This window comes from Streptomyces sp. NPDC036813 (genome assembly GCF_055609245.1).
Window position 1 is genome coordinate 410,618 of the sequence record NZ_JBVJPV010000002.1, and the last position, 13,739, is coordinate 424,356.

At 72.0% G+C, this 13,739-nt stretch carries 12 protein-coding genes and 1 pseudogene; 5 read left to right on the forward strand and 8 right to left on the reverse strand.

From position 1 onward, the window contains the following. The first annotated feature begins 150 nt into the window (after positions 1-150). Positions 151-696, forward strand: coding sequence for an AAA family ATPase (locus ACZ67Q_RS05955; RefSeq protein WP_471176951.1), 546 nt, complete (start codon positions 151-153; stop codon positions 694-696). 38 nt (positions 697-734) lie between these two features. Here the strand turns inward: ACZ67Q_RS05955 and ACZ67Q_RS05960 are convergent, their stop codons facing one another. Both ACZ67Q_RS05960 and ACZ67Q_RS05965 read right to left on the reverse strand, forming a co-directional pair. Beyond that, on the reverse strand, positions 735-1,385 hold the full coding sequence (locus ACZ67Q_RS05960) for an HAD family hydrolase (RefSeq protein WP_471176953.1): 651 nt from the start codon (positions 1,383-1,385) through the stop codon (positions 735-737). A 58-nt stretch (positions 1,386-1,443) separates the two neighbouring features. Next, entirely contained in the window at positions 1,444-2,070 is a 627-nt protein-coding gene (locus ACZ67Q_RS05965) for a TetR/AcrR family transcriptional regulator (protein ID WP_471176955.1), read from the reverse strand. A gap of 109 nt (positions 2,071-2,179) precedes the next feature. On the opposite strand from ACZ67Q_RS05965, the gene ACZ67Q_RS05970 reads away from it, so the two are divergent. After that, the gene (locus tag ACZ67Q_RS05970; RefSeq protein WP_471176958.1) at positions 2,180-2,830 is read left to right on the forward strand and encodes a hypothetical protein; all 651 of its coding nucleotides are present in this window, start codon (positions 2,180-2,182) and stop codon (positions 2,828-2,830) included. A gap of 193 nt (positions 2,831-3,023) precedes the next feature. Here the strand turns inward: ACZ67Q_RS05970 and ACZ67Q_RS05975 are convergent, their stop codons facing one another. Continuing rightward, complete coding sequence (locus ACZ67Q_RS05975) at positions 3,024-4,226, reverse strand: erythromycin esterase family protein (protein WP_471176960.1); 1,203 nt, start codon at positions 4,224-4,226, stop codon at positions 3,024-3,026. A gap of 70 nt (positions 4,227-4,296) precedes the next feature. On the opposite strand from ACZ67Q_RS05975, the gene ACZ67Q_RS05980 reads away from it, so the two are divergent. Continuing rightward, positions 4,297-5,034, forward strand: a complete 738-nt coding sequence (locus ACZ67Q_RS05980; RefSeq protein WP_471176963.1) for a TioE family transcriptional regulator — start codon at positions 4,297-4,299, stop codon at positions 5,032-5,034. Positions 5,035-5,068: 34 nt separating this feature from the next. On the opposite strand, the gene ACZ67Q_RS05985 is transcribed toward ACZ67Q_RS05980, so the two are convergent. Together ACZ67Q_RS05985 and ACZ67Q_RS05990 are read right to left on the reverse strand one after the other, a co-directional pair. Further along, positions 5,069-5,683, reverse strand: coding sequence for a dihydrofolate reductase family protein (locus ACZ67Q_RS05985; protein ID WP_471176965.1), 615 nt, complete (start codon positions 5,681-5,683; stop codon positions 5,069-5,071). An 82-nt stretch (positions 5,684-5,765) separates the two neighbouring features. Further along, positions 5,766-6,698 carry a LysR family transcriptional regulator gene (locus tag ACZ67Q_RS05990; protein ID WP_471176967.1) on the reverse strand — a complete coding sequence of 311 codons (933 nt, stop codon included), beginning with the start codon at positions 6,696-6,698 and terminating at the stop codon, positions 5,766-5,768. 71 nt (positions 6,699-6,769) lie between these two features. Here ACZ67Q_RS05990 and ACZ67Q_RS05995 point away from each other — a divergent pair, with 71 nt between their 5' ends. Further along, on the forward strand, positions 6,770-7,657 hold the full coding sequence (locus ACZ67Q_RS05995; RefSeq protein ID WP_471176969.1) for an SDR family NAD(P)-dependent oxidoreductase: 888 nt from the start codon (positions 6,770-6,772) through the stop codon (positions 7,655-7,657). 209 nt (positions 7,658-7,866) lie between these two features. Here ACZ67Q_RS05995 and ACZ67Q_RS06000 read toward each other — a convergent pair whose 3' ends face one another. Both ACZ67Q_RS06000 and ACZ67Q_RS06005 read right to left on the reverse strand, forming a co-directional pair. Next, complete coding sequence (locus ACZ67Q_RS06000; RefSeq protein WP_471176972.1) at positions 7,867-8,946, reverse strand: fatty acid desaturase family protein; 1,080 nt, start codon at positions 8,944-8,946, stop codon at positions 7,867-7,869. A 147-nt stretch (positions 8,947-9,093) separates the two neighbouring features. Next, the gene (locus tag ACZ67Q_RS06005; protein WP_471176974.1) at positions 9,094-10,398 is read right to left on the reverse strand and encodes a hypothetical protein; all 1,305 of its coding nucleotides are present in this window, start codon (positions 10,396-10,398) and stop codon (positions 9,094-9,096) included. Between the two features lie 241 nt (positions 10,399-10,639). Here ACZ67Q_RS06005 and ACZ67Q_RS06010 point away from each other — a divergent pair. Then, positions 10,640-10,844: pseudogene (locus ACZ67Q_RS06010) on the forward strand (VOC family protein); the annotation flags it as partial. 88 nt (positions 10,845-10,932) lie between these two features. Here the strand turns inward: ACZ67Q_RS06010 and ACZ67Q_RS06015 are convergent. Beyond that, positions 10,933-13,638: a type 1 periplasmic-binding domain-containing protein gene (locus ACZ67Q_RS06015; RefSeq protein ID WP_471176976.1), complete on the reverse strand. Its 2,706-nt coding sequence runs from the start codon at positions 13,636-13,638 to the stop codon at positions 10,933-10,935. Positions 13,639-13,739 lie beyond the last annotated feature (101 nt).

The window sequence follows — 13,739 nt, forward strand, 5'->3', positions numbered from 1 at the left end:
GCGGCACTCACCCGCCGCGACCCGCCCACGGCGCAGAGAGTGTGCCGCCCGTCCGGGAGGCGCACCCGCGGCCACGGCTGCCGCAACGACACCGGCCCCCTCGCCACAGCGGAACACCTCCGCATCGAAGCTGCCCGAGAAGCCGCTACCGTGGCTGCCGTGAAGGTGGGCACCGAAGAGTCCCGGCTGGTCGTCCTGCGCGGCAACAGTGCCTCCGGGAAGTCGTCCGTCGCGGCCGGCGTGCGCGAGCGGTTCGGCCGCGGGCTGGCCGTGGTCGGGCAGGACAACCTGCGCCGCGTGGTGCTGCGCGAACGCGACCGGCCGGGAGCCGCGAACATCGGCCTGATCGACCTCACCGCCCGTTACGCTCTGGACGCCGGATTCCACGTGGTGGTGGAGGGCATCCTGTACGCCGACCACTACGGCGACATGCTCGCCCGCTTGTGCGCCGACCACCGCGGAAGGACCCACGCCTACTACCTGGACGTACCGTTCACCGAAACGCTGGCCCGGCACGCGACCAAGCCCCTGGCGAGCGAGTTCGGCGAGAGCGAGTTGCGCGCCTGGTACCGGGAGCGGGACCTGCTGCCCGGCGGCATGGAGACCGTCATCGGCGCCGACAGCACACTCACCGCGACGGTCGAGCGCATCCTGCACGACACCGGCCTCGCCCACCTTCCGCCCGTGGACCGCTGACGGTATCGGCCGCAGCAGCGCACTTCCCGGTTCCGTCCTCACATCTTCCGCAGCAGCTCGGGCAGTTCGCGCATGTCGTGGAAGACGACCGTGCCGCTGCCTTCGAGGCGCTCGGCCGGGGTGAGGCCGCCCGCGTAGCCGAGAGAGCGCATGCCGGCGGCCCGGGCGGCCTCGACACCGGGGCCGCTGTCCTCGACCACCACACACGCGGCCGGATCGACGCCCATCCGCTCGGCGGCGTACAGGAAGAGGTCCGGAGCGGGCTTGCCGCGGGCGACCTCCGTGGAACTGTGGATGCGTCCCTCGAACCGCCGGTAGAGGCCGGTGCGGCCCAAGGTGTGCCGCATCTTCTCGTGGGAGCCGCTGGAGGCCACGCAGGTCGGCAGCGTGATCTCGTCCAGCGCTTCGAGCAGCCCGTCGACCGGCGCCAGTCCGGCGTCCACAGCCTCGCGGTGCAGCTGCTCGAACCGCGCATGCCAGACGGTGGCCGTCTTTGGGCCGAGCCGCTCGGCAACCTGTTCGCGGATGGCGGCGTGGGAGCGTCCGATGAACCGGGCCACCACCTCGTCCTCGGTGAGCGGCCAGCCCAACTCCGCGCCGAGGGCCACCTGGACCCGCACGGCGATGCGCTCGCTGTCGACCAGAACTCCGTCGCAGTCGAATATCACGAGGTCGATCGGCTTGATCATCCGAGCAGCATAGGGCGTGCGCCGACGGGCCGGCGGCCGCTTTTCTGACGGCAGTTGTTCAGGAGAGCGCCGTGAAGCCGGTGCAGAGCAGGCGGATGCTCCGCGCGAACTTCTCGTCCGGGTCGAGGCGTGGGATCAGCGGGCCCGTCACCAGTGGGAACCGAGCGCACAGGTCGGCGTAGAGCTCGGCGTTGAGGTCCGTCGGCGGTGCCGGCTGGTTCTGCTCCTGGAGCACGAATCCCGTGACGTGGCTCAGCAGGGTGTCGGCGGCGATGCCGCACTGGGCGGCGGGCAGGCCGGCGTCGAGAAGGGTGCGCAGCAGGCGCTCCATCAGGGAGAGGGCCCCGGGGCTGAGCACGCCGGGGCTCTCGGCCAGGAGTTGGGCACCGCCGGGGTGCTCCTTGATGCTCAGACGCAGGGAGGTGGCCTGGGCTGCGACGCGGTCCTGCCAGGAGGCGGTGGGCGGCAGGGCGGCGAGGGCGGCGGTGCCGGCGTCGTACGCCTGGTGGCACACCCGGTCGGCCATCAGGGCGAGGAGCTCCTCCTTGCCGCGCACGTGGTAATAGAGGCTGCCGGCATGGGCGTCGAGGCGGTCGGCGACCTGCCGCATGGACAGGTTCTGATAGCCGACCTCGGCGAACACGGCCATTCCCGCATCGACGATGCGCTCCTTGGTGAGCTTCATGCGTCCCACCGTACAAGGCGTTCCAACACCGTTCGAAAATCGTGCTAGCTTTGCGTCACAGATTTTCGAACGGTGTTGGAAACGCCGTGACCGGGGGAAGGGCAAGACAATGGGGGCGATCGTCTTCAACGTGACCACAGCGGCGCTGATGGTCATGATGCTCAACTGCGGCCTGGGTGTCGTCGGTCGCGACACCGTTCGCGGACGGCCGCTGCCCTGGGCGGCAATCGCGCTGACCGCGCTGGCCGTTGCCGGTGTGGTGCTCCAGCTGGGCTGGTCCGGCGCCATGGACGCGCTGGACGCGGACCCCGCGAAGTCGGGGTGGTGGCGCGAGTTCACCTCGGTGTTCCTGCAGAACGGCGGCCTCTTCGGCGGCCTGTGGAACCTCGTCACCCTGGCCGCCGTCGCCGCACTCGCCCAGTGGTACTGGGGCGGCCCGCTCACTCTGGCCTTCTTCCTCGCCGGCATCCTGCTCCCGGGCCGCATCGACACGGTGCTCGGCTTCGGCGACGGCCCCAGCACCGATCCCCGGAACTTCGCCGGCAGTTCCGGAGCCACCTACTTCCTCGGCGCCACCCTCGCCCTCGCCTTGCTCACCCGCACCCGCCTGCCGAAGGAAGTCGCCCTGGCGGCCGGCGTCCCCGCGCTCGGCCTCGTCATGTGGTGCGCCCAGGACAACGGCCACGGGCTGGTGTCCGTCTACGGTTTCGTCCTCGCGGCAGCGGTGTGGGCCGTCCGCCGCGTGGTCCGCCGCTCCTGACCCGCGTCGGCGGTTCAGCAGCGCAGGCGGACGATTCCCCAGCCGCGCCGTTCGGCCTCCAGAACCACTTCTCCCCAGTCGGTGAGAAAGCCGGCGAACTCGTCGAAGGCCCTGATCCAGCCGCCCGGCTCCGCGGCGTGCCGGGTGGACGGCTCCTGGAGTATCGCCAGACGAGGCGACGCCTGCTCCCGGCTCAGCTCTGCGGTACGTCCTTGACGAACACGAGGCCGTCGATGTCGGCCAAGTGGGCCGGATCGAGCGGTGCGTAGCCGAACCAGGGGGACGTGCGGGGCGGGGGCGCGGCGTCGCGGAGGGTGATGGCCAGCTGCGGGGCGTCGATGAGGTGACGGTCCCCGGGGAGTGCGTACAGGAGCCCTTCGACGGTGTCCGGCGGCGGCGTGCCGACCCCGTGGTGGCGGATCGTGCCGAGCGCCGTGGCCACGACGGCGTACTCCTCGCGGAGTCGGGCGCTCACCAGCGCGCCGGCGCTCCACCACTCCACCGGCCCCTGCCACATCCGCATCGTGCTCTTGCGCCGCTGGAGATGGCTGTTGTGGGCGTGGACGAGCACCGGGCCGCGTTCGGCGAGGGCGAGGAGGTTGTGGGCCATCATCTGGTCGCGCGCGCTCACCAGCCGGGTCATACGGGCCGGTGAGGTGTCGGCCATCCAGTGGTGGTAGCGCAGCAGACCGGTCGCGGTACGCCCGTACAGACGGGCGCGGTCCCACTCGTCCGGTGACGTCGCCGTCATCAGCTGCGGAGTGTGCTCGTCCAGCAGCGCCTCCAGATCGGCGGCGATGAGCCGCAGCGCAGCTGCCTCGGCCGACTGCCCCGCGGACCGGGCCGGGTCCGTCATCGCGGCGGGATGCGTCCACCGGTCGTCGGCGCCGAGCAGGCGGTCGAGCGTGTCCGCGGTGCAGGGAAGGAGCTGCGCGTCGACGTGGGCCGCGAGGTAGCCGTGGAGTGCGGTGAGGGCCTGGCGAGGGCTCGCGGCGCCGGTGATCTCCAGGGGGCCGTCGAACCCGGCGAAGCGAAGGCGGTCGGACGCGGGGCGGCTGTCGTTGTACTCGCGCATCCAGCGCACCAGCTCACGGTTGGCCTCATGGGCGCCCCAGCCGTGGCTGAACCCGCGTTCCATGACCGCGTCGAGCGTGCCGGCGCCGGAGGTGACGTAGGCGTCCACGGCCAGGCCCATGAGGCAGTCGCTCTCGATCGCGATCGTGCGGTAGCCCTCCTGCTCGACGAGTTGCCAAAAGACGTCGTTGCGCAGATCGAGCAGGGCCTCCTCGCCGTGGGTGGGCTCGCCCAGGGCGAGCAGCCGGGGCCGTGCGGGCAGGAGCCTCATGACGGCGGCAGCGTCGACGGTGCGGGCGACGTCCGCGATCTCAGTAGCCATGCGCTCAACGCTATCGTTGAACCTTCGGTGGAAACCTGGCCGCGCCATCGGCCGCGATATCGTCGGGGCCATGGGGCGGAACCTTCAAAACGGGGAGAGACTGAGGCCGGTCGATCTGGCGCGCGGACACGGTCTGTCCACCCAGGCGATCAGGAACTATGAGGCGGCCGGCATTCTCCCGGCGGCCGCGCGCACCCCGCACGGCTACCGCACCTACACCCCGCTGCACGCGGCAGCCCTGCGCGCCTTTCTCGCCCTGGTGCCGGGCCACGGCCATCAGACGGCGACGGCGATCATGCGGGCGGTGCATCAGGGCGCGGCCGACGAGGTCTTCCGCCTCATCGATGAGAGCCACGCCCAGCTTCTCGCCGACCGGCACACCCTCAAGGCCGTGGAAAGCGCCCTGCGCGACCTCGATCCGAGGCCCTCGACGGTGCCGGAGTCCGGTGAGACGCCCCGGCCGGGTGGAACGTTCATCGGACCGCTGGCGCGGCAGCTCGGCATCCGGCCCGCGACGCTGCGCAAATGGGAGCATGCCGGGCTGGTACGTCCGCGCCGCGACCCGCTCACCGGCTACCGCGTCTACGACGAAGCCGACGTACGCGATGCCCGCCTGGCCCACCAACTCAGGCGCGGTGGCTACCTGCTGGAGCAGATCGCCCCGGTGATCGCGCAGGTGCGGTCGGCCGGCGGACTGGAACCGTTGCAGGCCACCCTGCACGACTGGCACGATCGCCTGTCCGCCCGTGGCCGGGCGATGCTGGCCGGCGCGGCACAGCTGGACGCCTACCTGCGCGAACGCGGCTGAGGCGTTGCTCGGGCCGCCGGCGGCACCGGCGTCGTCACAGGACGTCGTACAGCAGGTGCGTTGCCGTGGAGGTGGGGGTCACGCTCCGCTGCACCAGTGTGCGCGGTGCCGTGCCGGTGAACAGCGGCGTCCCGGAGCCGAGCACGACGGGCGCGAGGTGCAGGCTCAGGACGTCGACCAGCCCGGCGTCGAACGCCGTGCCGATCGTGGCGCCGCCGCCCATGATGACCACGTCGAGGTCCTTCCCGCCGGCGGCCGACGCCGCCTCGGCGCGCTCGCGGGCGACGGCGACGGCGTCGGCCACCCCGGTGGTGACGAACTTCCAGTCGAGGTCGGTGAGCCGCACCGATTCCGGCACAGAGCCCGTCACGACCACGAAGGCGGGTTTGCCGACCTCGCCGGCGCCGTAACCGGTCGTGTCGTCCCAGCCGTCGGGCCCGTCGACCTGGTCGAACAGACGGCGGCCGAGGACGACGGCGCCCGAGCGGGCGGTCGCCTCGCGCAGCAGCCGGCGGTCCTCGGGGTCGTCGGAGAAGGCCCAGGTGTGCAGGGCCTCGCCGCCGATGCCCAGCCCGTGTTCCGGGCTCGGGTCGGGCCCCGTGACGAGGCCGTCGAGGGAGATCGAGATGTCAGCGATGATGCGGGTCATACCAGGCAGACCCGATGCGCCGCCGAAAGTCATCGCTCCCTGTCAAGGTGCGTGCGACACGGTCGGGTCGACGGCACCGGCGTCACGACGGCGGCGGAGCTGTCTCGGCGTCGAGGGCCGCTGCCCGGAGCGCGGCCGAGACCCGGAGGCCCGGCTCGGTCGGCGGGTGGGGAAGGCGGGCCAGGAGCAGGCGCCGCTGTTCCTGGGGGCCACCGCGGACGGGAAGGACACGGACGCCGGGTGGCACAGCGGACACGAGGACGGCGGGCACGGTGGTCAGTCCGCAGCCCGCGGCGACGAGTTGGAGCTTGGCGAGCCAGTCGCGGGCGGTGTGGGCGATCTCGGGCCGCTCGTCCAGGCCCGGCCAGACGCCCATCAGCCGGTCTTCCCCCGAGGAGGACCCGGTGATCCAGCGCTGCCCGCGCAGGTCGGCCACGTCCACGAAGTCGCCGCGCGCCAGGGGGTGCGTCGCGGGCACGGCCAGCCGGAGCGGGCGTTCGGCGAGTGTGTGGAGCGTGAGCGGGGGTGATTCCGCGTCCGGCGGCCGGAACGGTGGCGCCGAGGCGAGCAGCGCGAGGTCGAGGCTGCCGGCCCGCAGAGCGCGCACCAGCGCCGGGGTGGTGCCCTCGCGGCCGACTACGTGCAGGTCCGGATCCGTGCGGCGCAGCGCTGCCAGGGCGCGCGGGATCAGGACGGCGCCGGCGCTGGGGAACCACCCCACACGGACCGTGCCGGCCTGTCCGGGCAGGCCGGACAGCTCGCGCGCCGTCGCATCGATCTCCTCGAGCACGGTCGTCGCGCGGCGCATGACGACGCGGCCCGCCGGGGTGAGCCGCACGCCGTCGCGTCGCCGCTCCAGCAGCTCCGCGCCCGCGGCCCGTTCGATCGCGGCGATCTGCCGGGACACCGCCGACTGGGTGTAGCCCAGCGACCCGGCGGCCGCGGTGAAGGTCCCCTGTTCGGCCACCGCCCGGAAGACACGCAGCGCGGTGAGTGACACATCGGTGAAGTCCATGACGTCTACGCATACTAGCCGTGCAGAACTTTCGTTGGACGCATGGCTGTCGGCTTCCTAGCGTGGCACGCATGAACGCTTCTCGTATCGCCCTCGTCACGGGCGCCAACCAGGGACTCGGCCGCGCTCTCGTCGAGGGGCTGGCGGCCCGGATGAACCCCGACGACCTGGTCCTGCTCACCGGCCGCGACCCGCGGCGCGTGAGCGACGCCGTCCGCGAGATGCGTCGGCTGCCCGCAGGACGCGGCCGCGTCGAGGGGCAGGTCCTCGACGTCACGGACACCGACGCGATCGCCCGTCTCGCCGAGGATCTGCGGACCCGGCACGGAGGGGTCGACGTCGTCATCTCCAACGCGGTCGCCCGCGTGCTGCCGGGGGACTCGCAGTCGGAGCGGGCCGACGAGTTCATCGACGTCTCCAACACCGCCACGCACGCGATCCTGCGCTCCTTCGGCCCGGTCCTGCGTCCGGGCGGCCGCCTGCTCGTCGTGGCCAGCAGCCTGGGCACCCTCGGCCACCTCGATCCGCGACTGCACGACCTGTTCGACGGGGCGAGCCTGGAGCAGGTGGAGTACGCCGTGGAGTCGTGGCGCAGCGCCGTCCACCACAAAACCGCACAGGAAGCGGGCTGGCCGGTCTGGTTGAACGTGCCGTCCAAGGTGGCTCAGGTCGCCGCCGTCCGTGCCGTGGCCGCGCAACGCCGCGAGTGCGACCTCGCCACCGGGACGCTGATCGCGTCCGTGTGCCCTGGCATGGTCGACACCGCCACCTCGCGTCCCTGGTTCAGCGACCACAGCCAGGCGCAGTCGCCGGCCCGGGCCGCGTCGGCCGTGCTCGACCTGGTCTTCGCCGAGGGCGCCGATCCCGCGCTCTACGGTGAGCTGGTCCGCTTCGGCGAAGCGCTGGACTGGCACGGCGGCACACCGTTGGTGGAGCAGGACCGGATGCTGACGCCCTGAAGCAGCGACCAACGGAGGCGGGGTCTTCGTACCGAAGAAAATCCGGGGGAAATCCGCGTGCATATATCTGCGAAGCCCGGGCAGCAGCAGATTCAGACGTGCTCGGGGGAGTTGGTCCCCCCCCTCCAGCCCCGGGCACCGAGCGGTCCCGCCACCGATTCCCCCCGACGGTGGCGGGACCGCCTCCCTCCCCGGCCCGGGGAGGGACGTCAGGCGGCCCTTCGGCGCTGCTGCCGGATCGGCTCACCGACCTGATGCAGATGCGTGAGGGCCTCGCGGTACGACTGGATCAGGCCGGTCTCGTGGTAGGGCACGCCGATCTCCGCGCAGTAGGCACGGACGACGACCTGCGCACGCCGCAGATGGGGCGTGGGCATGCTCGGGAACAGGTGGTGCTCGATCTGGTAGTTGAGCCCGCCGAGCAGAACGTCGGTCATCCGTCCGCCGCGCACGTTGCGTGAGGTGAGCACCTGGCGGCGCAGGAAGTCGGGCCGCTCGTCGCCGCGGAACGTGGGCATGCCCTTGTGGTTCGGCGCGAAGGTGCACCCGAGGTAGACGCCGAAGAGACACTGGTGCACGGCGAGGAACGCCACCGCCTTGCCCGGGGAGAGCACCAGGAACAGGGCGGACAGATAGGCCGCGAGGTGCAGCAGGAGCAGCGCCGCCTCCAGCGTCCGGTGCTTCATGCCCGGCGAGCGCAGCGCCCGAAGGCTCGCCACGTGCAGGTTGAAGCCTTCCAGCGTCAGCAGCGGGAAGAACAGTCCCGCCTGGTGACCGCCGATGAGACGGGCCAGGCCCCGGCTGTCGCGGGCCTGGTCCGTGGACCACACCAGGATGTCCGGGGCGACGTCCGGGTCGAGTTCCTCGTGGTTGGGGTTGGCGTGGTGGCGGGTGTGCTTGTTCATCCACCAGCCGTAGCTCATGCCGATCCCGAGATTGCCGAAGAGCCGACCCCATGTCTCACTCGGCTTGCGTCGCCGGAACACCTGACGGTGCGCCAGATCATGTGCCACGAGAGCGATCTGACCGAACATCAGGGCCAGGAAGGCGGCCGTTGCCATCTGCCACCAGGTGTCTCCGAGCGCGACAAAGGCTCCCCATCCGCCCGCCGTCAGCGCGATCACCAGGCCCAGCCGCGTCGTGTAGTAGCCGGGACGGCGTCTCATCAGTCCCGCCTCGCTGATACGACGGGACAGCCGGGCGAAGTCACTGCCGGCTCCGGCATCGGAGGGGCGGGGCCGGGCGGCGGGCACGGTGGCCGCGACCGCGGCCTGCGGGGAAATCGTCATGCCACCGAGTCTCCGCGCCCGCGACCAGCCGAAACAGCCTGCCAGTCACCCTCTCGGACAGGGGGTTTCCCCCAGGACGGCGTGGGTGCTGCCCCGAGGCCACCGGGCCCTGAGAAGGTCCCCCAGGGCCGGTGAGGGGGCCGGCGGTCAGACGTCGCGCGTGGACTTGCGGCGGCGTGCGGCGACGACCGCGCCGGCGCCGAGTACGACGGTGGCGGCGCTGGTCAGGGCGATCGGCGCCATCGCCGAGGAGGAACCCGTCTCGGCGAGGCTGCCCTCGGCGCCAGCTTTCGTGGTCGTCGTCCCCGTGGCCTGCTGGGACGCGCCGCCCTGCGCCGAGGGAGCGGAACCCTTGCCCGGCTTCGCCGCACCGGGCCGCTTGTCGTCGTCCCCGCCGGGCGGGCCGGGCTTGGCGTCGCCGGCCGGGGCGGTCTTGCTCCCCGCCGGCAGGAGCTTGAAGTCGTAGCGCTTCATCGGGCCCAGGACGCAGGGGTTGTACGCGTCGGAGGCGTCACCGGCGAGGAGAGCGAAGGCATTGGCGTTCCTGGCCGCGGAGTCGACCTTCATGCGCAGCTTCACATCGCTGTGGCCGCCCGGCTTCATGACGTCGATGTGCGCGATGTGCTCGGGGTCCTCACCGGTCAGGGCCTGCCAGGTGGAGCCGTTGGACCACTCGACCTTCAGGAGGCTCTTCGCACCGCGGCTCTCCCCGGCCACGTGGAAGAACACCAGAGGGTCCACGGCCAGCGTGCGCTGGGTGCCGTTGGTCACGCGCAGGGTGAAGGCGACGGTGCTCCCGGCGGCAACCTTGGCGGGCAGCCCCACCGCGAGCGAGGTCAGCCCGTTCTCCCGGACGCATTCCTTGGCGGCGGCGAGCGCCTTGTCGGCGGCCTCCTTGGCCGCCCGCGCCTTGTCGAGGGCCTGCTGGATCCCGCTGTACTTGCGGGCCGCCGCCACACGGGCGTCGTCCAGTGCCGTGCCGGCCTTCTCAGCCGCCGCGTCGGCCTCCTGCTGGGCCGTGACCGCCTTCGCCAGGTCCCCTTCCGCGGCAGTGAGAACGCGCTGCGCCTCGGCCTTGTCGGAGTCGCTCTGCGCCGCGTCGAGCTTGGCCTTGGCGTCCGCGACGGCCTTCTCGGCAGCGTCCTTCGTGGCGGCCGCCTCCTTGGCGGCCTTGTTCGCGGCGATCGAGGCCGCCTTGAGCGGGTGCGTGTCCGAGTCCAGGGCCTTGAGGGTGGCTTCGACCTCCTTGCGCCCTTCCGCCTCGGCGGCGACGGCCTCGTCGTACGCCTTCTGCGCTTCGGTGGCGGTCTTCACCAGCTCCGCGTACGTCGGCTGGTTCTGCGTCGGCGCCGCGGACGACCCGGAGGCGAAAGCCGGAGCGGCGGTGAGCAGCGCGACGGGCGTGGCCACCGTGACGGTGGCGGCCACGGCGAGGGTACGGCAGAGCTTCACTGGGGTCCTTTCACGTCCAGGGCGGCGTTCATCGGGGCGACGCACTTCGGCAGCCTGGAACGCGTCGATCTTATAGTCCGGGTAAAGTGAATGATCAGCTCGTTTTTCGGACACAGCGCCTGGCCCGGCTGAAGGGCCGGCCGCCCCCGTGAGGCAGGGACAACTCCCCGGAGTCCGGCGCGTGGTGCTGCTCTAGGCTGCCCTCATGATCGCCAAGTTGCAGTGCGTGGTGCTGGACTGGGTCGAAGACCACCGGCCGCCGAGGTGGCCGGACCCCGGCCAGGCCCCAGCAGTTCCATCTGGACCTGGAGACCGACGACCTGGACCGGGCCCAGGCAGAGGTCCTCACCAGGGGAGCCACGCTGCTCGACGCGGGTGACGGACAGCGGAGTTGGCGCGTCTTCGCCGACCCCGCCGGGCATCCGTTCTGTCTCGTCCGGCACTGACCGGACAGCGGTCGCCGGCGGGTCCCCAGCCGTTCCCCGAAGAGCGGACGGAGCCCAGGGGCATTGCTGTGCCGGGTGTGCCGGCGCGTCAGGGGGCGCACGGTGCGCCCTCTGCGCGGCTCGACCTGCCCTCGTCGTAGGCGCCGCAGACCAGGACGGCCTTCGGCTCGTCGCCGAGTTGCCGCAGGATCACCAGTGTCTTGTCGACGGGCGGTGCGTTCCCGCCCTGACCGTAGGAGACCTCACCGGTCGCGCCGTTGAAGTGGATGCCGCCGCTGAGCGCGACCAGCACCGAACTGCGGTCGATGTCCTTGTCCCGCAACCACGCCTGGGCCACCGCCTGCGACAGGACGTGGAAGGCGTCGTAGGACACCGCGGAGTGGCCGTCCTGCCGCCACGGGTCGGTGCCCCGGGTGCCGGCCCGTACGAACGCGTCGTACGCCGACACGAACAGGCGTGTCCTGTCGCTGGCGTACTCGCTGGTGACCGGCAGCCGGTGCGCCGAGTAGTACAGGCGCAGCCAGTTCTTGTTCGCGAAGGCACCCGTCTGTGCCACGTTGGTCAGCTCGTTCCCGCCGAGCACGGTGACGGGGTGGTCGATACAGGTGCCGCGGGTGTCCATGGCGGTGATGAACGCGGTGAAGTCCTTGGCCCGGGCCGACCAGTACACGACCGACTGAGGCTGTTCGGCGAGCGCCTGGCAGAGCTGCTCGGCGAGCACGTCGGCGCTGGACAGGTTGGGCGCGCCACCGGGCGGCTGCGGGTCGAAGTCACCGTCCTGGTTGAAGTTGAAGATCCGGGTGGTGCCGGAGAACGCCTCCACGAACCGGCCGGCCAGACTGCGGCTGTACAGGTCGGCCGAGGACTCGATGACGATGGCCTGGCGGGCGGGGGAGCAGCCGGCGCCGTCGTCGCCTCGGGCGATGATGTTGGCGCCGCGTGCGAAGTCCGCCTCGATCCGGGCCTCGCGGCCGTTGTCCGGCGTGAACGGCCAGTAGGTGAGGCTGGCCGCTCCCGCCAGCATCTCGTTCGCGGTGGCGGTCGTGCCGACGGTCGGGATCTGGCCCTCGCCGAGGACCTGGAGGGCGGCCCGCGTCTCGTCGCGGCTCTGGGCGTACGCGAGAACGCCGACGACCTTGGTGTCGTCCTCGGCCCTGCCCTCGGCCCGCACCTCGGCGACCAGTTTCCGCGCCTCCGGCACGGCGTTGCGGAACCCCTCTCCGGTGGGGCGCACGTCGACGCGCAGCGGCACGAGGTTCTGGTCGGAGGACGCGTCGGAGTTCAGTTTCTGCTGCCACATGGCGATGCCGCGCAGCTCCGGGATCGTGCCGTCGAACCGCGTCTCGTCCTCGGTGCGTGGCCGGCTGGACACGAATGCGACGACGGTGCGCACTTTGCGGCCCTGGCGGGCGTAGTCCTCGGCGCGCTTGTTCTGCCGGCTGATCGCCCGCAGCGCGGCGTCGTACCAGCCCTCGGGGTCCAGCGGGACGGGGCTCGTGCGGGCTGCCGCGGCCACGGACGCGCTGCCGCCGAGGCAGGTGTGGTCGCCGCCGTCGCGGATGTGGTCCACGGTGATGCCGCCCGCGGTGACGGCGAGGGCGGCGGTGACGGCGAGGAGCGAGGCCGTGGTGCGCCAGCTGGTGCGGAACCGGCGGTGCGGTTCGACCTGGGCGACGGGCAGGCCCGGGCCGGTCAGGGAGGGCTCGCGGAAGACGACCATGACGGGGCCGCCCTCCTGTGTCCCCAGCGCGCTCGCGGCCTGTGCGAGGGTGCACTCGCGCGGCTGCAGCTCGGCGAGGAGTTCGGGGGACGGCTTGCCCACCGCGACGACGAGCGGTCCCGGGCGTGGGGCGGTGTCGTGCAGCGCGTGCAGGACGCGCAGGAATCGCTCGGCGCGGCGGGCGCCCTCCGTGCCGGGCGGCGGCACTTCGACGAGCAGTACGGGCCGTGCGGTGCGACGGCGCCGCTTGGGCAAATACCGGCCGATCCTCGGGGTGGCCAGGTCCTCCAGGAGGGCCCTCAGCAGGATCCTTTCCAGGGCCTGCAGCGCCTCCTCGTGGCGCGGCTCGCCGGCCGCGCCGCGCAGCCGCGGTGCCTGCATGCCGGCGACATGGGCCATCGCCCGGTACAGGTCCGTGCGTCCCCCGGCATCCGGCATACCGCCGAGCCAGCGCCGCATCACCTTCCGTGAGATCCACCGGGACCAGGCCCAGCGGGGGAGATAGCTGGTGAAGGACAACCAGAAGACCCTGACCAGCCAGCCCTTCAGGTCGGCGCCGTCGGGCGAGATGTCCGTCGAGGCAGGTCGCGGCAGATGCCCCAGCAGGCCGCGCCGCTCGGCCTGCTGGCGGTCGCAGGCGTGCCGGCGCAGTTCGTCGGCGAGCCCGCCGACCGGCTGGCGGGGGTTGGTCCGGATGTGGGTGACGAGTGACCGCACGACGTCGAAGTGCGGGTACCGGTCGGGCGTCATGTGGCGCGGCGTGCCGTCCGCGAGCGCCAGACCGGCCTCCTCGGAGAGCAGCACGGGCTCGTCGGCGGCATGCACCCACGCGTACGGGACGAGCTTGCCCCGGTCGTCGAGGGGCCTGCGCAGTGCCTCGAGGATGCGTGCCGTGCCGTCCTCGTACACGCTGCCCTCGGCGTCGACCCGGAAGACGACCAGCGGCGGTCGGGTGGCCAGCCGGGCGGGATCGGAGGGTGCGACGGCGGTCGGGTACTCACTGACGAAGGCGTCGGCCCTCGCGTTGTCCGGGTCGGGAAAGAGCTCGTCGGAGTCACTGCGGAATGGCGTCATGCGCAAGGCCCCCGTTGCCGACTGCTGTCGCCGTAGTAGCGGGGGGACAGGTTACGCGTCCAACCGCCCCGGTAACAACGGGTGTTCACAGGAACCCTGCA